Origin of the sequence: Acinetobacter sp. YH16044, assembly GCF_013417145.1 — a bacterium.
Taxonomy (GTDB): domain Bacteria; phylum Pseudomonadota; class Gammaproteobacteria; order Pseudomonadales; family Moraxellaceae; genus Acinetobacter; species Acinetobacter amyesii.
Genome location: NZ_VPEK01000008.1, coordinates 15144 through 37444, shown reverse-complemented (window position 1 = coordinate 37444; position 22301 = coordinate 15144). Strand labels below are relative to the sequence as shown.

The 22301-nt window shown below is 41.9% G+C and carries 20 protein-coding genes and 1 riboswitch; of the genes, 8 read left to right on the top strand and 12 right to left on the bottom strand.

Annotated features, from left to right (window positions below):
- The first annotated feature begins 21 nt into the window (after positions 1-21).
- Complete coding sequence (gene ftsW / locus FTV38_RS07150) at positions 22-1218, top strand: putative lipid II flippase FtsW (RefSeq protein ID WP_180022061.1); 1197 nt, start codon at positions 22-24, stop codon at positions 1216-1218.
- Here ftsW and FTV38_RS07145 read toward each other — a convergent pair.
- From FTV38_RS07145 to FTV38_RS07115, 7 genes are all read right to left on the bottom strand, one after another.
- Positions 1207-1467: a zinc-ribbon domain-containing protein gene (locus tag FTV38_RS07145; protein WP_180022060.1), complete on the bottom strand. Its 261-nt coding sequence runs from the start codon at positions 1465-1467 to the stop codon at positions 1207-1209. The genes ftsW and FTV38_RS07145 overlap by 12 nt on opposite strands.
- Positions 1468-1552: 85 nt before the next feature.
- Positions 1553-2470, bottom strand: coding sequence for a tRNA glutamyl-Q(34) synthetase GluQRS (gluQRS, locus tag FTV38_RS07140; protein WP_373887007.1), 918 nt, complete (start codon positions 2468-2470; stop codon positions 1553-1555).
- 4 nt (positions 2471-2474) lie between these two features.
- Entirely contained in the window at positions 2475-3002 is a 528-nt protein-coding gene (gene dksA, locus FTV38_RS07135) for an RNA polymerase-binding protein DksA (RefSeq protein ID WP_078189438.1), read from the bottom strand.
- Between the two features lie 209 nt (positions 3003-3211).
- Positions 3212-4015, bottom strand: a complete 804-nt coding sequence (gene cpdA, locus FTV38_RS07130) for a 3',5'-cyclic-AMP phosphodiesterase (protein WP_180022058.1) — start codon at positions 4013-4015, stop codon at positions 3212-3214.
- A gap of 10 nt (positions 4016-4025) precedes the next feature.
- Entirely contained in the window at positions 4026-4646 is a 621-nt protein-coding gene (locus FTV38_RS07125; RefSeq protein WP_078189436.1) for an NUDIX domain-containing protein, read from the bottom strand.
- A gap of 76 nt (positions 4647-4722) precedes the next feature.
- On the bottom strand, positions 4723-6618 hold the full coding sequence (gene thiC / locus FTV38_RS07120; RefSeq protein WP_180022057.1) for a phosphomethylpyrimidine synthase ThiC: 1896 nt from the start codon (positions 6616-6618) through the stop codon (positions 4723-4725).
- A gap of 116 nt (positions 6619-6734) precedes the next feature.
- A riboswitch (TPP riboswitch) is annotated at positions 6735-6861 on the bottom strand.
- A 102-nt stretch (positions 6862-6963) separates the two neighbouring features.
- On the bottom strand, positions 6964-7950 hold the full coding sequence (locus FTV38_RS07115) for a hypothetical protein (RefSeq protein WP_218950259.1): 987 nt from the start codon (positions 7948-7950) through the stop codon (positions 6964-6966).
- A 314-nt stretch (positions 7951-8264) separates the two neighbouring features.
- On the opposite strand from FTV38_RS07115, the gene FTV38_RS07110 reads away from it, so the two are divergent.
- Together FTV38_RS07110 and phoU are read left to right on the top strand one after the other, a co-directional pair.
- Positions 8265-9620: a TolC family outer membrane protein gene (locus tag FTV38_RS07110; protein WP_168378215.1), complete on the top strand. Its 1356-nt coding sequence runs from the start codon at positions 8265-8267 to the stop codon at positions 9618-9620.
- A gap of 83 nt (positions 9621-9703) precedes the next feature.
- Positions 9704-10420, top strand: a complete 717-nt coding sequence (gene phoU, locus FTV38_RS07105; protein ID WP_078189433.1) for a phosphate signaling complex protein PhoU — start codon at positions 9704-9706, stop codon at positions 10418-10420.
- Positions 10421-10478: 58 nt separating this feature from the next.
- Here phoU and FTV38_RS07100 read toward each other — a convergent pair whose 3' ends face one another.
- On the bottom strand, positions 10479-12275 hold the full coding sequence (locus FTV38_RS07100) for an ABC transporter ATP-binding protein (RefSeq protein ID WP_180022056.1): 1797 nt from the start codon (positions 12273-12275) through the stop codon (positions 10479-10481).
- A gap of 172 nt (positions 12276-12447) precedes the next feature.
- On the opposite strand from FTV38_RS07100, the gene FTV38_RS07095 reads away from it, so the two are divergent.
- The gene (locus tag FTV38_RS07095) at positions 12448-13074 is read left to right on the top strand and encodes an alpha-ketoglutarate-dependent dioxygenase AlkB (protein WP_180022055.1); all 627 of its coding nucleotides are present in this window, start codon (positions 12448-12450) and stop codon (positions 13072-13074) included.
- Between the two features lie 230 nt (positions 13075-13304).
- Here the strand turns inward: FTV38_RS07095 and FTV38_RS07090 are convergent, their stop codons facing one another.
- Complete coding sequence (locus FTV38_RS07090) at positions 13305-14081, bottom strand: IclR family transcriptional regulator (RefSeq protein ID WP_180022054.1); 777 nt, start codon at positions 14079-14081, stop codon at positions 13305-13307.
- A 464-nt stretch (positions 14082-14545) separates the two neighbouring features.
- On the opposite strand from FTV38_RS07090, the gene FTV38_RS07085 reads away from it, so the two are divergent.
- From FTV38_RS07085 to FTV38_RS07075, 3 genes are read left to right on the top strand one after another with little or no spacing between them, the layout of a single operon-like run.
- On the top strand, positions 14546-16621 hold the full coding sequence (locus FTV38_RS07085; protein ID WP_180022053.1) for an FUSC family protein: 2076 nt from the start codon (positions 14546-14548) through the stop codon (positions 16619-16621).
- A gap of 16 nt (positions 16622-16637) precedes the next feature.
- Positions 16638-16844, top strand: coding sequence for a DUF1656 domain-containing protein (locus FTV38_RS07080; protein ID WP_180022052.1), 207 nt, complete (start codon positions 16638-16640; stop codon positions 16842-16844).
- 33 nt (positions 16845-16877) lie between these two features.
- A complete protein-coding gene (locus tag FTV38_RS07075; protein WP_180022051.1) occupies positions 16878-17882 on the top strand; it encodes an HlyD family secretion protein in 1005 nt (334 codons plus the stop codon).
- 105 nt (positions 17883-17987) lie between these two features.
- Here the strand turns inward: FTV38_RS07075 and ruvX are convergent, their stop codons facing one another.
- Together ruvX and FTV38_RS07065 are read right to left on the bottom strand one after the other, a co-directional pair.
- A complete protein-coding gene (gene ruvX, locus FTV38_RS07070; protein WP_111884874.1) occupies positions 17988-18431 on the bottom strand; it encodes a Holliday junction resolvase RuvX in 444 nt (147 codons plus the stop codon).
- Complete coding sequence (locus FTV38_RS07065) at positions 18424-18978, bottom strand: YqgE/AlgH family protein (protein WP_180022050.1); 555 nt, start codon at positions 18976-18978, stop codon at positions 18424-18426. Before FTV38_RS07065 ends, ruvX begins: the two co-directional genes overlap by 8 nt.
- 308 nt (positions 18979-19286) lie before the next feature.
- Here FTV38_RS07065 and FTV38_RS07060 point away from each other — a divergent pair, with 308 nt between their 5' ends.
- Positions 19287-20012 (top strand): hypothetical protein, encoded by a 726-nt coding sequence (locus tag FTV38_RS07060; protein ID WP_180022049.1) that lies wholly within the window; start codon positions 19287-19289, stop codon positions 20010-20012.
- Positions 20013-20073: 61 nt separating this feature from the next.
- Here FTV38_RS07060 and recN read toward each other — a convergent pair whose 3' ends face one another.
- Positions 20074-21735 (bottom strand): DNA repair protein RecN, encoded by a 1662-nt coding sequence (gene recN / locus FTV38_RS07055; protein ID WP_180008045.1) that lies wholly within the window; start codon positions 21733-21735, stop codon positions 20074-20076.
- Positions 21736-22301 lie beyond the last annotated feature (566 nt).

Below are 22301 nucleotides of genomic sequence, written 5' to 3'. Positions count from 1 at the left end.
AAGAACGATAAGGAAAGTTGTATGGCTGGGTTGGCTCAGACGACCATAAATAGAATAAATGAAGTTGTAGAGCGTTGGCTTCCTCGGTTACCTGCCGAGGTCAACGTGCGCAATGTTTTGGTGTTCTGTGTTTTGGCATTGTTGTGTATTGGTTCGATCATGGTGGCATCTGCATCTATGCCCTATGCAGAACGCATGCATGAAAATGCCTTCCATTACATTTCACGACACGGTATTTCGATTGCCGCCGCCGCCGCCGCTGCCTATATCGCCTATAAAGTGCCGTTAAATGTTTGGTTTAATAACACCTTCTTTTTATGGATTGTGACCATTGTCCTGTTAGCTGCCGTTTTGGCGGTAGGTACTGAAGTCAATGGTTCTAAACGTTGGATTCGTATTGCTGGTTTCACCTTACAGGCTTCGGAAGTCGCCAAAGTCATGATGGCGATATTTACCGCGGACTATGTGGTACGGCGTGCCGAAGAAGTCCGTAATAATATTAAGGGCTTGGTGCGTTTGGCAGTGATTATGGCTGCAACTGTCGGTTTGGTCATGGCAGAGCCCGATTTAGGGGCGACGGTGGTGATTGCCTTAACCATGCTAGGGGTATTCTTCCTCGCAGGTGCACCGTTGATTCAGTTCGCAATTGCCTTTGGTGCGATCATCATGGCCTTTGTGTTCTTGATTTTATTTGAACCTTATCGTTTAGAACGTTTGATGTCCTTCTCAAATCCATGGAATGATCCATTAGGCGCAGGCTACCAGTTGTCGAATGCATTAATGGCTTTTGGTCGCGGTGAATGGTTTGGTGTCGGCTTAGGTCATAGTATTCAAAAAATGTCTTATCTACCTGAGGCACATACCGACTTCATGTTGGCGGTTTTGGGCGAAGAATTTGGCTTCTTTGGGATTTTGACCGTATTGACGCTGTCATTTGTGATGTTGATCTGCTGTATTCGCATTGGTCATCGTGCTTTACGTCATCAATACCTACGTGCAGGCTACTTGGCTTATGGCATTAGTATTATCTTCTTGCTGCAAATTTTGGTGAATGCCGGCATGAACATGGGCATGCTTCCTACCAAGGGTCTGACCTTACCGTTTATTAGTTATGGGGGGTCTTCTTTGATTATCTGTGCGGTTATGGTGAGTCTGATATTAAAGATCGATGCCACGACCAAAGAAGTAAACCCAAGTAAAGAAGAATCAAGCTTCTAAATTCGTATCTCGTTGCGGATCGGGAGATGCATGGTGGAGTACACTGGCTGGCATCTCCGTTCCACAATGGAGACATTTGACCAAGCTCGCCTTGGCTTTAGAAAGGGGAATCAATGGGATAAAAAATAAAGAAAAATAATTACGTTGCTGTTTTAACTCATACTGAGTTCTGCTGCGGCACACAGGGCAAGTAAATTGGCTCTTTTCAATGACTTTGGTTTTCGGACCAAATCCAAAAATAAAAAACATTAGGCTCTCCAATGGTCGATTGATCACTTTATTAAAGCATAATTCAATTGAAAATCGAGTGATTGGCTCAGATAGGGATGTGGGTTTATTGATAGATTTGAGGCAATGCTGTGCCATGGGGAATTTGTTGAATATCCCACTGCGCAATCGCCTGTTGTAGCATAATGCGCGGCGTGTCTAAGTCGACTGGCGGTTGATGTAGGGCCTGCAATGCTTGTTGCAATAAAGGTGCTGCTTGGTTTAAATCAAGAGCTTGAGCCATATTCTGTTTTGACAGTTTTTGTCCCTGATTATTCATTGCCAATGGCAAGTGCATGTATTCAAGGCGTGGATAACCCAAAACCTGTCCGAGCCAAATTTGACGTTCGGTATTGTCCAAAAGATCAGCTCCACGTACAACATGGGTCATCCCTTGTAGGTAGTCATCCACCACGACAGCAAGTTGATAATTGATAATGCCATCACGGCGTTTTAAGACAAAGTCACCCAAATCCTGCTGCAGATTGGAGCAATGCGTTCCTTGTAAGCGGTCGGTAAAACAAATGTTCTGTGCATCGACTTTGATTCGAATGGCCTGATCCTGAAGGGGAAGGCCCAGATTGCGACATGTACCTTGATAGATATGATTTGAACCGAGCATTTTTCGGGTGCATTGACAAGCATAGACCAAGTCTTGGGCATGCAAATGTGCAATGACTTGCTCATAGATTTCGAGGCGGTCTTTTTGAAAAATGATCTCGGCATCTGGTTCGAATTGAAATGCATCAATACAACGTAAGATGTGTTCTTCGCTGCCGGGGAATATCCGTGGAATGTCAGTATCTTCGATACGAACCACCCATTGCCCTTGATGGGCACGGGCATCGCAGTAGCTTGCGACTGCTGTAATTAAAGAGCCAAAATGCAAAGGGCCGGTTGGCGATGGCGCAAACCGACCCACGTAATGCTCTGCGGCTTTCCCTCCCTTATCTAAAGGGAGGGCTAGAGAGGAATTACTCAACACAGAATTAACCGTTATTTTGCTTCTCTTTGATCTCTGCAAGTGTTTTGCAGTCGATACATAAAGTCGCTGTTGGACGTGCTTCTAGGCGACGTAAACCAATTTCGATACCACACGTTTCACAGAAACCGTAGTCATCATTTTTGATCGCTTCAATTGATTGTTCAATTTTACGGATCAGTTTACGTTCACGGTCACGTGTACGAAGTTCAATCGCAAATTCTTCTTCTTGCGTTGCACGGTCGTTCACATCTGGAAGCGCAGTATTTTCGTCTTGCATGGTATTCAAAGTACGGTCTACTTCTGACATTAACTCAGCTTTCCACGCCAATAAGATGTGGCGGAAATGCTCAAGTTGCCCTTCAGACATGTATTCTTCATTCTTTTTAGGCTGATAAGGTTCAATACCAAATAAGCTTGCAGTAGAACCACCTTCAGTCGCCTTTGGCTTTGATTTGCGCACGCGTTTGGTAGACTTTTCGTCTACTACATCAGTTTGTTCGTCTAAGACTTGATTTTGGTTGTCATTCGCCATATAGGGCATTCCTCATCATATGCATATATCTATACGCAAAAAATATGGTGATATGCAAGTTTTTTATCCACCCAACACAGAGTTTCCTTCTGTGGGGGTCGTCATCATATAGACTTTTTCTGCTTATTGATAGTCTTTGATGTTTGGATTCTAACTATCACTTTTCCTTTAGAAGGCATAAAGTAAAGCAAAAAAATCAAATTGAAAAGTTAATAACCTGAAATTTCAACATTAATTTGAGGTTGTTTCAATTTGACTCGAACAACTTCCGTTTTAAATTCACCATTATCATTCAGATAGAGTGCACGATACCCTGGTAAAGCTTCATCTAAGGCAAAATTTTCACTATGTGGTTTGAACTGAACACTGGTCGAAGGTGTCGATAAAAACTGAATATTGTGCCATTGATTAGATGAGTCTTGATGCACGTGTCCGCACAGTACAATTTTGACATTGTCGTGATGTGAAAGCACATCCATCAGATGTTCAGCATTCTTTAGTTTATGCTGATCTATCCAATGCGATTGCATGGCAAAAGGGTGGTGGTGGCATGCCACAATGATGTGTTGCTGTGGGTGTGCTGTGAGCAACTGATCTAATTGTTCCAACTGCTGTTGTGATACCCAACCATCGACTTTTCCCTTGACCGCACTGTTTAGTAAAATCAGACACCAATTGCCTAATGCGATGCAGTGTGCCCGATCTTCCTGTTGATGAAAAGGGAAGCAAGATGCTTCGTCATGGTTCCCCGGAATCTGATAAAACGGAAACGGCTGCTGTTGCATATATTCGCGATAACGCGCATAGGTGCGCTCTACCGGCACTTGTGCAAGATCGCCAGTATGGACAAGCGTATCGATGTGATGATGGTTCAACTGAATTTGTTGAATCACATCGTGAAAACTCTGCTCTGGATTCATGCGGACAAACTCAAGATCTTCCTGATCCATTAAATGTGTGTCCGAGATCTGGATCAGTGTCCAGTCGTATTGTGGTGTGTCCCTTAAAGTCATGTCCTTCCCCTTAGACATTCCTTGTAGTATGTATTTGTTGTTGTAACCATTGCAAGGCCATAATGACAGGTGCGTTTTTTAGCCGACCATTGGTTAATAATTCAGGAATATCAGCATAATCTAAGATATGCAATTGAATATTCTCTCCTTCATCAGGCATGCCAAAGACTCCACCATGTTCAGGCAGTTCTGCTTCAGCACTATAAAGGTGGAATAATTCCGCGCAGGCACCCGCAGAGGGATAAAAACTAAATAAATGCTGTAGTGCATCTAATTCACAGCCTGATTCTTCCAAACTTTCACGGCGGATACAGCTTTCAGCAGATTCATCACCATCGAGCACGCCGGCAATGATCTCAAGTTGCCAAGGTGAAGTTTCATCATCAATCGCCCCAATTCGGAATTGTTCAATTAAGGCAAATTTTTGTTGTTGATGACTATAGATCAGCACACCTGCTGCTTCAGGACGATGAATCAATTCACGCTGAATGGTTGGAATCATGCTGTCTTGATGGAATAAGCGGTGTCGAAGCAGAACTTTTTCAACTTGAATAAAGCCTTTATAAAGATGTTCACGCCCTTCAATGCTGTAATCTTTTTTGTTATATGTGGCCTGTTTAATAATATTCATAAGCGCTAATTAGGATGAAATCTTCCATTTCATCCTAACCGAGATTTTGTTGAATACAAAAGATTTTTTTTAAGCTTTACACTTTGTGGTACAACTTTTGACCATGTTCATGATAGGCCGCTTTCATGCTCTGTAAACCTGTTTCAATTTCAGGATTAGATTCTGAAGAAAGCTGCATATCTTGCTGATTTTTTGCATAATCTCTCACATTTTGTGTGATTTTCATCGAGCAAAATTTAGGTCCACACATCGAACAAAAATGGGCTGATTTATGTGCTTCTTTCGGCATAGTTTCATCATGCATGCTACGCGCTGTATCAGGGTCTAAGCTCAGATTAAATTGGTCTTCCCAGCGGAATTCAAAGCGTGCTTTGGATAATGCATTATCACGAGCCTGCGCACCAGGATGACCTTTGGCAAGGTCTGCGGCATGGGCTGCAATTTTGTAGGTGATAATGCCGTCTTTGACGTCTTTTTTATCTGGTAGACCAAGATGCTCTTTCGGGGTCACATAACACAGCATGGCGGTGCCATACCAACCAATCATTGCCGCACCAATGGCAGAGGTAATGTGGTCATAGCCCGGGGCAATATCGGTGGTGAGTGGTCCAAGGGTATAGAAAGGTGCTTCTTTGCAAACCTCGAGTTGTAGATCCATATTTTCTTTGATCATGTGCATTGGTACATGGCCTGGGCCTTCAATCATGACTTGTACATCATGCTCCCATGCCCGGTGAGTCAATTCACCTAAGGTGCGTAATTCACTAAATTGAGCTTCATCGTTGGCATCTTGAATACACCCCGGACGTAAACCATCACCTAAACTGAATGACACATCATAGGCTTTCATGATTTCGCAGATTTCATCAAAATGCGTATACAGGAAGTTTTCTTCATGATGCGCTAAGCACCACTGCGCCATGATGGATCCGCCACGTGACACAATACCAGTTAAACGGTTGGCGGTGAGTGGAACATAACGAAGCAGCACGCCTGCGTGAATCGTAAAGTAATCGACACCTTGCTCGGCTTGTTCAATCAGTGTGTCTTTGAAAATTTCCCAGGTTAAGTCCTCTGCGACACCATCAACTTTTTCTAAAGCTTGGTAAATCGGCACGGTGCCAATCGGTACAGGTGAGTTGCGAATAATCCATTCGCGGGTTTCATGGATATTTTTACCTGTCGATAAATCCATGATGGTGTCAGCGCCCCAACGAGTTGCCCAAGTCATTTTTGCCACTTCTTCATCGATGCTTGAACCAAGTGCTGAGTTACCAATGTTGGCATTGATTTTCACCAAGAAGTTACGACCAATAATCATCGGTTCACATTCAGGGTGGTTAATGTTGGCAGGGATAATGGCACGACCTTCAGCCACTTCTTGACGTACAAATTCTGGGGTGATTTCAGTTAAATTGCGTGCGCCAAAATTTTGACCGGCATGTTGGCGCATATCAACACCTTCATGTTGGCGCTGATTTTCACGAATCGCAATGTATTCCATTTCAGGAGTGATGATGCCTTGTTTGGCATAGTGCATTTGAGACACATTGTGTCCACGACGAGCGCGACGCGGTTTTGAAATATGCGCAAAACGAATCTCTGCAGTACGAATATCTCGAAGACGCTCTTGTCCAAATTTTGAAGTTAAGGTATCGAGTATTTCCGTATCATTTCGAGACTCAATCCAAGATTCACGGACATTGGGTAGACCTTGATTTAGGTCAATTTGAATATTGGGGTCGGTATAAGCACCAGAGGTGTCATAGACCAGGATCGGCAGATTTTTTTCTCCACCCAGACCTGTAGGCGTATCTGTAAGACTGATCTCACGCATTGGTACGCGAATATCTGGACGTGAGCCTTGGATATAGACTTTCTTTGACGCGGGGAGAATACGAGTGAGATCTTTAGCATCTTGTTCATGTTGAGCAGCGCGATCTGAAGCGGTGAGATTCGTTAATTGGTTCATTGCAATGATCCTTATGAATGACATCAACGAATCAAGCACGACCAAAAACGTGGCAGTTTATCTGATGGATTCACCTGAAAATAAAGGCGTAAAACCAAGAGATAAGAAGGGCTTAAGTTTTTAGATGGCTTGATTCCTACGCAGGTATTAACCTGATCAGGTTCAACGGTACTCATCCTTAAATTTAGCGAACTAAATTTAGATGATCTCAGCAGGAAATTACCTGCGCTCCGTCAAGCTTTGTGCGGATATTAGCATGAAGGCTGTTTTAAAACAGTGTTATTTTTCATCGATTTTCAAGTGCAGAATTTTAGGCAGGCCCGTGTGCAATTGAAATAGCGTTGGCTAAGTAGAGGACTGATTTACACAGATGGCATCACTAAAACAGTCTTTCTTATAATGCGGATCAGGATTACGGACACCAATTAAATTCAACAGCTGCGCTTCTGATCGCTGAGTAGATGCGGTAGTGTTTTGATCTAATAATTTTAAAAATAAACGCGCCTGATCTGCCAATTTGGAGTTTTTTAATTGAGCCAAGCGTTCAATTTCTTCTAAAGAACTGGCTTGAATACTGAGGCGGTCTGAAAAATCATTAGAAACGGGACTATGCGCTGAACCAATAAATAACAACTGGCTATATTGATATAGTAATTGTTGTGCATCTTTTTTGTATGGGCTATCTGGATATTGTTTGAGATAGTCTTCCCAAAAAATGGCGCGTGTCGCAATCTCTTGCGGCTCAATGGCTAAACTTTGTTGCAGCAAGGCAGGTTGTGCATTTTGTTCAGCCAGTTTTTCAATAAAGACCTGCTCAGATTCTTGCATATAAGGCGCAAAAATTTTGGCTAAATATTCAGGACTACGGCGATAGCGTAACTGTCCTTCACCGGCATCGAACAATTCCACATAGGCTTGGCCTTTATGTTTCAGTAAATACTGATCTCGGGCGATGAGCTGCTCATAATGATTTTGTTGAATGGTGGGATGCTGAGCCATATCAAAGGCAAATTGTTCGAACGCCATTTGCTGTTGAGCCGTACGTTCAACATGTAAAAAGTTGCGATACATTTGATTGGACAAGCGCAGTAATTTTTTTTGTTCGTCCGCTTTTAACAGCGGTAAGCAGACTTTGAGATCTTGGTTGATTTGTTCTAAAGCGAAAGTTGTGCGTTGATCGTCTATTTCCAGCATATTTTTTTCAAGTTTTCTGCACAGCAAAGACAAATCGACTGCTTCTTTTTGAACAGTCTTATTGTTGGGAAACTCTGGTGCAGGTTGAGGTTCAGGCTGTTGTTGGCATCCATTCAACATACTGAAACATAAAAACATTGCACTAAACTTTGCAGGCAGCTGAAAAAATTTTGACACAGGAACTCGATGCGCTATAGAAGTGGTATTGTCCGATGGAATGTCGACTATTTTATAGATGAAACACGTGCAATATGTGTACTATTGTACAGTTCTTTGTTATAGCGTTGTGAGTAGTGTCCGAAAACGACTGAAATTATCCGGTTTTGTCGCATTTGATATAAAAAATTAATAAAAATCATACGGAAATTTGCAAGGATATGATTAGTATCTGCTTAGTTTTAGGCTTGAATATTCAATCTCGGGTATTTGAATATTAGGAATTTACAAAAAAAATGAACAAAAAAGTTGTGGTGGGTCTTTGTTTGCTTTTCACGAGTCAATGGGCGTGTGCGCTAGACCTTGTGCAAGCTTATGAACGTGCAAAACAAGAAGACCCCAATTGGCAAGCCAATAAACTACAATATGAAGCGGATAAATTGAATTTGGGGATTGCCAATGGGAACTTACTCCCGACGGTAACAATCTCCGGAAATGTGACCCGAAAAAATCAAAATTCCAACCAAAGTGGCGCTCAAGCCGGGCTGATCATGCCAGACAGCACCACAACAAGACAAATTGCGCTCACTGCCCGTCAGCCCATTTTTCGTTGGGATGCATGGGAAGGGCTGAAGCAAGTCAAGACCTCGATTAATTTAAGTGAAATTAATCTGCGGATTCAAAAACAAGATCATATTTTAAATGTCTCTGAAGCTTATTTTAATGTCCTACGTCAGCAAGCATTGACGGTTGCCAACTTACAAGAAGAACAGGCGCTATCTGAACAGCTGCGCATGATGAATGCTAAATTAAAAGAAGGCTTGGTGGCAAAAAGTGACGTCAGCGAAGCCAATGCTCAATATCAAAATGCGCGGGCCAACCGTATGGCGACCAATGTTCAATTGGTTTTGGCGCAGGAACAATTACAGCAATTGATTGGGCCATATCGAGAAAATCTGGCGGTGTTACGTGAAGATTTTCAGTTTGAAAAACCGATTCCAAACAATGTGCAAGCGTGGGAAGAACTGGCTCAGGGGCAGAATCTAGGTATTTTACAAGCGCGTATGCAACAACGTTATGCGGAAGATGGTAAACGCGTCGAAAAAGCTGCCTTATATCCTCAGATTGAAGCGGTAGGGACCTATGGGTATAACAAGCAAAGTCCACAATCCATCATGTCGCAAGATGGTCAATTTGATCAGGTGGGGATTGAAATGAACTGGAATGTGTTTAATGGTGGACGGACACAGAAATCCATTAAGCAAGCGGCGATCAATGTTGAAAAAAGCCAAGCACAGGTGGATGCAGCAATTCGAAAAGCACAAACCGATGTAAAAAAATCTTATATGCAAGTCGAAACGGATCAAAGTAAATTACAGGCACGTAAAGCCGCGATGGATTCTTCCGCGCAAGTGTCTTTGGCCTCACAAGCCCAGTACCAAGAAGGTCTGAAAACTATGGTTGATGTGCTACTGGCACAGCGTAATGCCTTTTCAGCCCGTCAAGATTATTTAAATTCCAAGTACGATTATTTAATTCATGTTCTACAACTTAAAGCCTCAGTTGGGAAATTAACGGAAGCTGATTTAGTGGAAATGAATGCGTGGTTGGTCGATCAGAAAAATCAGCCATCGATCCTACTAAAGAAATAATCCATGGTCATAAAAGTTTCACAATCAATATGCTTTAATATGGCACTAAAATCTGCCGATTCACGTTGTAGTGGAGACTCGCTTTGCCTAATAATCCTGTTTTAAATCATCACATTTCTTCGCAATTCAATGAAGAATTGCAGGATGTGCATACCAAATTTATGACCATGGGTGGTTTGGTGGAGCAGCAGGTTGCAAATGCCATTCATGCCTTATTGGATACGGATGCAACGATGGCGATCGATGTTCAATTTCAAGACAATACGGTGAACCGTATGGAAACTGAAATTGATGAAGCGCTTACCCTAATTTTGGCGCGTCGTCATCCTGCTGCGATTGATCTACGCATGGTGATTGCGATGTCGAAAGCCAACACCGATTTAGAACGGATTGGTGATGAAGCGGCAAAAATTGCCCGTATTGCACAAAGCTTGTGTGAAGAGGGTGGTTCACCGCGTGGTTATATGGAAACACGTCATATTGGCAACCAAGTCCGCGTGATGATTCATGATGCGCTCGATGCCTTTGCACGTTTGGATGTAGATCAGGCTTTACGTGTCCTTTTGGCCGATGCTGATATTGACCGCGAGTACCAATCGGCAACCCGTACCCTCATGACGTATATGATAGAAGATCCACGGCACATTACTCGGGTGATGAATGTACTTTGGGTGCTGCGTTCACTTGAACGTATTGGTGACCATGCTCGAAATATCTCTGAACAAGTGATTTATATGGTGAAAGGTCTAGATGTCCGTCACACCAGTGTTGAAGAAATTGAGCAAAAAGTTCAGCGTTAATTGAATAAAACAAATATGAACGAAGCCCATCAAACGATGGGCTTTTTTCGGTCTAAAATTAACTATGTGTTTCTTCGTCTTCTTCAAAAGTACGGGCAATTTTGTCAATATTTAAACTTTTCGCCATCGCATCGAAGATTTGCTTATAGGCACCTTCTTGATGGTACAAATCATGATGCTCCCCGTGTTCTACGATTTGTCCGTCTTTCATCACATAGGTGTAATCAGCATCGATAATTTGCGACAAACTATGCGAAATCATGATAACGGTACGCCCTTGCTTAATTTGATCCAGACTATTTTTAATTTGTTCAGCCGCGATCGCATCTAAACTTGCAGTCGGTTCATCTAAGAAAATAATCGGCGGATTTTTTAGGAACATACGTGCCAAGGCAATACGCTGTTGCTGTCCACCTGAAAGCAGTAAGGCATCTGCTTCATAGGCATGTGGTAGTTTTAAAATCTGATCATGGATCGAGGCTTTCCGTGCTGCATCAAAGACTTCTTGCTCTGTGGCTGTACTTTTGCCATAGCGAATATTTTCAAAAATTGAACCTGGGAAAATATGATTTTTTTGTAATACCAAACCAATATTTTCACGTAAATACTGTGTATCAATCTGTTCTAAATCGATGCCATCGAGTTTGATATTGCCCGCTTGAGGATGATAAAACTTATCCAGTAAGCTAATTAATGTCGATTTACCAGCGCCAGATAAACCAACCAAGGCGGTGATTTTGTTCGGTTGGATGGTCATGTTGATGCGGTGCAATGCCTGAAAGCCATTGGGATAGCTAAAGTCGACATTGCTTAATTCAAACTGACCTTGAATCGGAGGTTGGGCAGTGCCACTGGTTTCAATTTCATGATCCGCTTCTAAGATATTAAAGAAGCTTTCCGAATAAATCATCGCAGAGTTAATTTCATCATAGATACGATGCAGCGAGCGAATCGGGGCAGAGACGTTATTAAATAACAACACGTGATACATAATCATCCCGATACTCATTTGCCCATCCAAAACAAAATAGGCTGTCAGAATGATGATCAGTACCACACCGACCTGTTCGATAAAGGTTTTGAGTCCGTCAAAGATATAACTGGTTTGCCGTGTCTGCATTTGGTTTTCAGTCAGCGACTTTTGCAGATTTAATTGTTTTTTCGATTCGACGGCTTCTTTGTTAAAAGATTTAATGACCGTTATCGAATTGATAATACTCAGAATACCCTGATTTTTCTTTTCAAAATTATCGCGTAGGGCACGGCGTTTGCCTGCCAGTTTTTGTGATTGTTTGAAGGTCAGCCAAAAATAAATCGGCACGATAATTGTGGCCACCACACCAACCCAAACATTGGCATAATACATTAAGCCCAGTGCAATAATGGCACTGGTAAATAATGGTAAAATATCAATAAAAAAGATTTGAACCAATCGTGTGAGCGAGCTGACACCCCGATCAATTCGAGTTTGGAGCTTACCTGCTTGGTTGTCTTGTTGATCGAAGAATGCCAATCGATAGGTGATAAATTTTTCAATAATGCCTTGGGACAAATCCTGAGAAATTAAAATACGTAACTTTTCACCAAACGATTTTTGTCCAAATTGCACGATGGCATTGATGACTTCTTTTCCCAGTAAGACCACGCTGATGGTGATTAATATATGCCAACCATTGGCTAGACCGAGACCTTGTTGCAAAAGCTGATTGATGCTGTCTACGGCATATTTGAGTGTCAGGGCATTTACCTGTGCCGTAAGTGAGCCAATTAAGGTCAAGATCAGCGTCACGACCACCAGCCAGCGGTATGGCTGTACGAATGGACGTAATTTTTGGAAAAGCTGCCACAGGTTCATAAGCAATTATTTTTATTGTGAATATGAGCTTTAGTCTAAGACTGAAAATTCTATGCGACAAGTAATGACAATGTTTTGATTTGTGACGAGAGTTTTTCGGCTAAGATATTTTTTAAATGTGCTCACGACATCAGCATCACGCTGCTGTGCCAAACAGTGTTGAGTTGAACCGATGAATTTTGAATTATTTACGCCTGAACCGCATGCAAATCTGTTGCCCTATGATGGTGAAGTTGAAGATTATGGATTGATCTTCAATGCTGAAGACAGTGAAAAATATTTACACTATTTCCTCACGCAGTTGGCTTGGCAGCATGATGAAGTCATTTTGCATGGACAGTATTTTCAAACGGAACGAAAAGTGGTTTGGTATGGAGATGCTCATTATGAGTATCACTATTCAGGCATGCAAAAGCAGGCATTGATCTGGAATCCAGCTTTACTGCGCTTAAAGCAACATATTGAGCAACGGGTGGGTCAGACGTTTAATTCCTGTTTGGCCAATTTATACGAAAATGGTACGCAAGCGGTGGGGTGGCATAGTGATGATGAGCCATCTTTGCTTTCACCCACACAGCAGATGGTGATCGCATCTTTGAGTTTTGGCGCAAGCCGAAAGTTTTGCTTTAAACATAAAAGCACTCAAGAGAAAGTACAGCTTTTACTGCAAAGTGGACAGTTGATTGTGATGCGTGGGAAAACCCAACGGTATTGGAAACATGCCCTAATGAAGTCGATGAAAGTGACCGAGCCGAGGGTGAATTTAACCTTTCGTTATTTCTATGATCAACAGCCGTAAAAAAAGCCCATATCTAGATGAGCTTTTTTCTTTCTCTGAGGAAGAGTATAGCGACAATCAACTGAAATCATGGAACACATGGCTGAGATGACTGCTAAAGAACAATAATCATATTATGATAATTTATCCAATATTTATAATTAATAAATTCAATTAATAATATGGGTTTATCAGATTAATTAAATAGCATCTTTACAATATTGCATCAGTTATGCGCAAACAGATCAGGCTTAAATGGTGTCCGATTCTTCCATCATACTGCTGTATTTTTTCTCAATACGCGCTGTACAGTCTTGCAGCATTTCTACAACTTTCTGAAAATTCATAAAATCAAAACGATTTTTAGACGCCAATAGGGTCAAAGCAAGTGGGGGTTCTTTACTGGAGAATTTAATCGGAATCGATAGGCTCGACATATTCGGGTCAACTTCACCATTGGAAAAATAATAACCCTGCTTTTTAATCTTTTTCATTTGCAGCATAAATTCTTCTTCATTATGCGCAAAACCAACTTGAGATAATTCATCTGCAAAACGGTGGTAATAATCTAAAATCCGTTGCTTGGGTAACTGGGACAAAATCACTTTAGATGATGAGCCTTTATACATCGGACGCGGGCTACCTCGACCATAAGCCAAGGCAGTATAGTCTTTGTAAAGTTCATGATGCACATCAATACAAGAGTCGATATTCAGATGCGTCAATAAGCAACAAGACTCTGTGCGTTCCACAATTTCTTTCATGAAGGGAATGCTAATTTGCACCAATGGATCGGTGGTGCGAGAAATAAAATCAAGCACAGCAATTTTTGAACCCAGTGTGTAATCGCCAGAAGTCCCACTGAGGCGCTGCAATAATTCAGCAGAAACCAGTTCTTTTAAATAGCGATAGCTCGTTGGTTTAGATAAGCCTAATTCTTCACTAATAATGTCGACATTGATGATGGGACGAGCAACTGAAAATAAGTCGAGTACGGTGAGAATTTTACCAAAACTGGAAAGCGCCATAAGAACCTGCTTGGTCACAATAAAAAATGAATCGTTAAGTTACTTTATAACAAATTGCTCGGCCTGATGTTGCGATTTTCTACACTGGAAATGAAACAAATCTGAAATATCACAGGGTTTCTTGGGTCATCCTGATAAAAGCATAGTAAAAACCTGAAATACTCATTTAAAATATAGTTGAATTATCAAAATAAGATATTTTTATTGACTTCGGTTTGTTTTTTTAGCAAAATTGCTATGAAAATATCCTATATTGAATAAATATTGCCCATCTGTTCGATGCGCAGGCAATGTTGCACATTACTTTTTGTATTCAAATGGTTTGAAATACGATTTGAATCGCTTCTTTACTTATTGAAATTTCTAGTCATTCCTGTGCCGTGATACAGGTTGTGCTGTCGAATGTTTAAGCATTCGATACGAGGTCGTTTTCACTAAAAAGAAGCAAACCACCGAGATCCATCATGCTGCTGACGAAACAAATACTCGCTTTTCGGCCCAATAAAATGGACTGGATTTTTGCGACCAAAACGTTCATCGCGGGCATGTTGGCATTGTATGTGGCCTTTGTACTGAATTTGGCTTATCCGATTTGGGCGATTGGCACCGTTTTCGTGATCGCGAATCCATATTCAGGGATGACGTCTTCAAAAAGTTTGTATCGTGTATTAGGGACGTTCTTAGGGGCGGCCGTGTCGGTGGTGGCACTGCCACATCTCATTCACATGCCTGTACTGTTTACGGTGTTTTTAGCGGTTTGGGTTGGGTTTTGCCTGTATTTGTCACTGCTAGACCGTACGCCTCGTAGTTATGTTTCCATGTTGGCGGGTTATACCACGGTCATTATCTGTTTTAACGTCTTGTATTTTATTGATACCGCTTCGATCTTCGATATGGCCTTGGGGCGTTTTCTCGAAATTACGGTGGGTGTGGTCTGTAGTGCCATCGTGACCACGACATTATTTCCAATGCATATTGGCCCTGCCGTCGAAACACGGGTGAGCAAAACCTTTGCCGATACCAAAGAAATTTTTGATCAGATTTTATTAGAGCCTGCCGAGCTAAAAAATTATTCTAAAAATCTCGGCAATATTGCACGAGATATCGCCGATATACATGTCATGGCGGTGCATTTGTCTTATGAAAAATCCACCTTAAAAGGCATGACACGTCCGTTGCAGGAAATCTTGCATCAGTTGAGTTTGTTGGTCAGTAACCTGGTGGCCATGTCTGAGCGGATGAAACAATTAGACGGTTTAGACACACATTATCGGACGGCACTCAAGCAAGCCCATGAACATATTGCCGCGTTTTTATTAGATCAACATCAGATTGAGGAAAGTGAACTTAATCAATTACCTGAACAATTTGAGCAAGATTTTCAACACATTCAGACACAGGCATTGCCATCACAGCAGGTGATTTTGGGTAGTCTAAAAATGGATATTCGCCATTTTATTCAGAATATCCGTGCGATTCGCTTGCTTTGGCAGCGGGTACAGCAAGGCGACTCCACTTTACCAACCACACTGACCGCCTTGAGCAATAGTCATTATCCGACTTTGCACCGTGATGCGGGGGTTGCTATTCGTGGCGGAGTGTCTGCGTGTCTGATTATTTTAATTTCTACGGGTTTTTGGATCGTTAGTGGTTGGAAAGCTGGATTTATGATGGCTGAAATGGCTGCGATCAGTGCCTGTATTTTAACGGCAATGGATAACCCTGTTCCTGCATTGAAAATGTTTATTCGAGCCAATATGTATGCGGCTTTCATGGTGTTTATCTACGCCTATGGCATTTTCCCGCATGTGACCGCCTTTTGGCAGTTGATCGTGGTGTTAGCACCGTTTGTGATGTTCTGTTTGATGCTGTTTTTACATCCGCCTTTGATTGGGATCAGCTTGCCGCTTTTGATGGGCACCATCATGGGACTGAATTTTCAAAACCGCTTTAGCCTCGATCAGGTGTTTTTCTTTGATGCATCGATTGGGACGGTTTTGGGACCCATTATTTCAGTGTTTATTATTCATTTAGTGCGTGCAATGTCACCAGATATGACGGCCCAACGCATACTTTCACAGCACTATAAGGCACTGCGTCAGGCTTTATATCTGCCGTATGGCTTACCGTTTCGGGTGCATTTACGCAGTATGTTGGACCGAATCGGCATCCTAAACAGCAAAATGGTGCAATCAGGGAACTTGAAACAACAGATCGAGTGGGCTTTGGTGGAAGCCAGTGCGGTGATTGATTTGACCCGCTTGCAAGAACTCATGAATAAACTCGATCCGAATGAAGCACTGGTCAGCGAACTCGAAGAGTTACAACAAGATTTAGATGACTATTTTCGGGCCATGGAACAAGGGCAAAAGAATGTGTATATGAGCTTGAAACAGCAAATTGTAGAGCGAATTCAACGATTGAATCAGGCCGTTCAGGGTGTTGAAAACGACGATGTTATGCATCGAATTCAGTATTCACTGAACAATATTCAAAGCAGTTTGTGTCATGTCCTAACACAGCAGACTCCAAATCATTAACAGGTCGAGGCACAACATGGGTGAGCTAAATGTATATGGCGTCTATGTGCCCATTCTATTGATTCAAGCGGTATTGGCCTATCTGTTATTGCGGGTCATCATGAGTTTGCTTGACCGATGGATGGCGCCAGATTGGGTGCCGATGCCCAATATTTTTTATTTGGGTGTATTTGTGATGTTGCTTTGGCTGGTGCATGAAATCTTTATTTTTTGCCAGTTCTAAGCCCCTAAAAAATGAAATGATTGAGGTAATCGTATGACCAATTTGAATGTCCGAAAATATGTTCGGCCTGTATTGTTGATAATCGTGCTATGTGGTGCATTACTTGCGCTAAAACATATTTGGGACTATTACAATTCGGAACCTTGGACGCGTGATGGGCGGGTACGTGGTGACGTGATTCAAGTGTCATCGGATGTTTCAGGTTTGGTCACAGACGTTTTGGTTCAAGACAACCAACAAGTGAAAAAAGGCCAAGTGCTGTTTCGTATAGATGTGGCACGTCAAGCTTTGGATGTTGAGCAAGCCAAATCTGACCTGGCGAAAGCCAAAGCAGGACTAGCAGGGGCTGAAGCGCAGCTTGCTGAAGCCAAAGCCAATCTAGTGAAGTCACAAGCTAATATTAATCTTGCAGATAAAAATGCAAATCGTTATGCAAGTTTGATGGACGGTGCGATTTCAAAACAAGAACAAGATCAAATGTTTGCAGTACGTGATCAATCACATGCAGAGCATGAACAAACTCAGGCAGCGATTGAACAAGCCAAAGCCAGTGTGGTGCAGCAAAAAGCCCTAATTGAAGCGGCGAATAGCAGTTTGCATTTGGCTGAATTGAATTTAAACCGTTCGGAAGTAGTTGCACCGACTGATGGAACATTGTCTAACTTTGAACTCAAAGCAGGGAATTACGTCAAAGTAGGACAAGCCGTAGCGGCCTTAATTGACCGTCAACAATTGTATGTTGTGGGATATTTTGAAGAAACCAAACTGGATAAAATCTATGTTGGCGCACCTGCAACAATCCAACTGATGGGAAGTTCTGAAGTTTATAAAGGCCATGTACAAGGCGTTGCAACAGGGATTGAAGACCGTGAACGTACATCGACTGATGGTTTACTGGCTAATGTCAATCCAACCTTTAGTTGGGTTCGTTTGGCACAGCGTGTACCAGTGAAAATTGTACTGGATGAAGTGCCGCATGATCAGCTGGCTTTTGTCGCGGGTCGAACCACCACGATTCATATTATGGATAAAAACTAAGTTATCCCCAATCATTTCATTTGCGCAGCATTGAGTGATCAATCTTGCGCATAAAAAAGCATCCTTTTTCGGATGCTTTTTTATTTGCCTGTTTGTTGAAAGCGCTTAAGGTTTCAGTCCCACTGGATTTCGATACCAACTTTCAATAAATAATGCTGCAGCAAGGCTGTCGGCAGAAAGATTCTTCGCACGGCCTTGGGCTTGATAATGATCTAATTCATCACGCGCTTCACGTGTAGTTAAGCGTTCATCGACCATCAAGGTTTCAATATTGGTTTGGTGGCGAAGGCGTCGTGCAAATTTACGCGCACGTGTGGAGAGTTCAGATTCGCTATCATCCATATTGAGCGGTAGACCCACGATAAACAAATCCGGCTGATACTGTTTCACAATCTTGAGTAGATTATCCCAATTGGGAATGCCATCTTTCATGGGAAAGAGTGGCAGGGGATTTGCACTTTCAATCAAGGCTTGTCCCACAGCTATTCCTGTTTTTTGTGTGCCAAAGTCAAAGGCCATAATCATTTGATATTGTGGTAAATCAGGCATGTCCAATCTCAGATGATAACCACGTGCGGTCTACGCCCATTTTTTTATAGGCAGCGTCCCAGCGGTCGTCATAAGGTAAGTTAAATATTAAATCCATGTCTGAGTCACAAATGAGCCAATCACCCCGAGCAATTTCTTCTTCTAATTGGCTTTTACCCCAACTGGCATAGCCTAGAGCCACCTGATAACGACCCACACCTTCATTGTGTGCAATCGCATCTAAAATATCTTTAGACGTGGTAATGCAGACATTTTCACCTACAGCAATAGACGAATGCCATGTCGGTTGACCGGTATGAAGAACAAAACCTGCCTCTGGGCGCAAAGGACCACCTTGCAACACTTCATGAGGATGCACATTATCTGCCTCAATTTCCAAATCATTCAAGAGTTCTTTGATCTGTAAACCTGATGGACGATTAATAATGATGCCTTGAGCGCCATCTTCATCATGTCGCGCTAAATAAATCACCGTATTGGCAAAGAATTCATCGTTCATTTCGGGTGGAGCAATCAGGCAGCGGTGTGTAAGGTATTGTTTAGTCACCTAATGGCTTCTCCTTATTGGGGTAAGTTTCATTCTTGGGGTGAATTGCATTCGAATAACGTTGTATTTATCAACATACTAGACTCACAAGTTTTCAACAATGAGTTTTTCTGCAAATTCAATATTTGTCATGCACGACCGATGAGGGACATGCTAAAAATCTTCATCGTGCAGGCAGGTCTACAATACGGTGAATTGTGAAGCGATGATTGGTGATTTGAACAACAGCAGTACAAAAGTGAGGAGAAGATATACGTGATGGATGACTGAGATTGCTTAAAATAGCAGGATAAACTGAGGGTAAAACAATGACACATTATTCAAAAATAATAGGGATGGCACTCTGTGCAAGCCTACCTATTTCAGGCTTTGCAGGAAGCGCTGACTTACAAAAACATGAATCTCAGGTGATTAAAAAATATAAAAACTTAAATTTTTATGAGGTCAATGAAGCGATAGAACGTGAAATTGTGGATGTCATTGCGGCAGATCCGAGCAGTTTTCACTACGGATTTACGCAACTCGAAAAGCAAGGTTTTGTTCATGTGCAATATTCACCAGATAAAAAACTTAAATTTTATAGTTTTGATGTGTCTGGCGGAGGCACGATGGGGGAGTGGAGCAGCTATGTGCAATATGCAACGGGAAAAACGCAACATTTAGATCAATTTGACTCAGGCTATATCAATCAAATTTTGCCGGTCAACATCCAAAATAAAACCGTATATTTGGTGAAGAGTTATTATAAAGGTGATAATTGCAGTGGACTACATCATCTAAGAGCTGTTGAAGTTGGACCAAAACAGTTACTTAAATCTTATGTATTTCAAACTAAGCAAAAGAAACTAGATCAAATCTCGGTAGATTATGACTGCCATTATGAAACCGATCGTCGTAGCGGTAATGAATATCTCAAAATCAGTCCGAAACACGTGGATGTAATGTTGCTCAATCAACAACATCAGCCGCAGTATAAATATTTACGCTATACCTTAGGCTCGAAAGCCTTTGTGTATCAGGGAGTTGTCAAATAGTGTGTTTAAGAAAAAAGCCTGTGTACTTTGAATACACAGGCTTTTTTGCAAGCATCAAAAATTAACTATGTTGAAATTTTAATTGTCGCAACTGTTTTGCGTGTTGTAAGGTCGTTTGACTAATCTCCACACCACCAGTCATTCGAGCCAGCTCTTGAATCCGATCATCTTCTTCTAACTCAATAATGGTACTGCTTGCAGGATCCGTTTGGCGTTTTTTCACCAAAAGATGTTGGTCAGATTGGGCAGCGACTTGGGCTTGGTGAGTAATACATAAAATTTGAACATGCTGCGCCAAATCAGCCAACAAACGCCCGACAATTTCTGCCGTTCCGCCACTGATCCCGACATCAATTTCATCAAAGACTAACACTTCTGATTCAGTTTTTTCAGCATTCATCACTTGCATGACTAAGGCAATACGTGACAATTCACCCCCCGATGCCACGCGTGCTAAAGGCTGAGCAGGAATCCCTTTGTTTGCGGTGAACAGCAGTTGAATAAAGCTCAAACCTTCACTTGAAGCTTGTTCTAGAGGCTCAAATTTAAATTCAAAATGTGCTTCTGGGAGCGCGAGCTGCTTCACTTGTTCAGTCAATTGCTTCGCCAATGGGGTAGATGCTTCACGACGAATATCATCCAAATGCTGTGCTTTGGCTAAAAAGTCTTGATGAGACACTTCCACTTGTTCAGCTAGGGTTTCAGGATCTTCAAGTTGATGTAATTGTTCTAGCTCAAGTTGCCACGCATCATAATCATTTTTTAAATCTTCAGGCTGAGTACGATATTTACGCGCTAAGCGATGAAAAACTTCGAGTTTAGTGTTTAATTCGTCCATACGTTCAGGATCGAAACTTTGACGATCAATAAACTGACGTAAATTTGCGGTGGCATCTTCAATTTCACTTTGAGCGTTCAGTAGCGACGTATAAATTTCAGAAAGTTGTTCACTACGTCCTGCATGCGATTCAATTCGACGAATGATCGCGCCCATTTCTTGATTGATATTTTGCTCGGCGTCATCGAGGGCATTTAGACCATAGCTACAATCCTGCATGATATGTTCATGATGACTGAGACGGTCAAATTCTTGCTCGATTTCCTTGTAGTCCGTTTGCACAAGGTCTTCAAGTTCTTCTAATTGAAGTTCAAGCGTTTCTATCCGTTGCTTACGTGTGGCTTGGGCATCGAGTGCTGCTTGGTGCTGTCGAATGTCCTTTTGCCACTTGCTATAGGCATCACGCACGGCTTGAGCAGGCTGATAAAAATTGTAATAGCGATCTAGCCAATGTTTTGGATAAGGCGGTTCCAAGAGTTGTTGTTGGCTGTGTTGGCTATAGAGTTGTACCAATAAGCGGCCAATTTCTTTTAACTCAGATAAGCTGCTCGGACGTCCATTAATCCATGCTTTGCTGCGACCTGTTGCAAAAATCACGCGACGTAAATGGATTTCGCCAGACTCATCATCTAGTTCGTGTTCTTTGAGCCAAAGCGCTTCAGGGCTGTGCTCTTGATAGCTAAAGGTCGCTGTCACATCGGCTTTGTCTGATCCATAGCGCACGTAGTTGGTGTCTGTACGTTCACCTAAGCAAGCTGATAATGCGTCTAGAAGTAAAGATTTACCTGCACCCGTTTCACCCGTCAGGACATTAAAGCCTTGTTCAATGTCGATGGCTAAATGGTCGGCTAATGCAAAATTGATCAGAGTTAAATGTGTCAGCATAAACGCATCCGAGCTGCGAAAAGTTCTAGTTAAAGATAATTAAGTTTTGTTTTGGTCACAAGACAAGTTTTATTTTAAGATGACGAAAAACCTCATAATTCTATCTTAAATTTCAGTTTAACAAGAAATTAGTTTCGTATCCGCTGTATCCATGCAGTGTTGTGATGTAAAGAGTAGGTGATCTTGCATAACGTGAGCTGAAACCATCAAATGTCCTGCCAAGTCCTCACAAAACACGTTTGTGTATGTATTCTTGTATTTAATCTAGCGTGTTATTGCCATAAAACGTCATGATTTGGTCACTCAAATCCACCAATATGATTCATCACGCTGCTATTTTTTTGAAATGAGTTTGCAGCGTTTCAATTAACCCTAACTAGGACTTTAGTGGATGAAACAAAAAAGTATTTTGTACAACAGCACAGCTTGTTTTAGACTCTAAATGTTGAGGTGGTGGGATGAAATAGGGGCACATCCAGTACTCAGATTTTTGTAATTATCTATCGCACAGTTTTCAACACAGATTGATTAGTTTTTGCAGCACAATTAAACTACATCGATCAAAA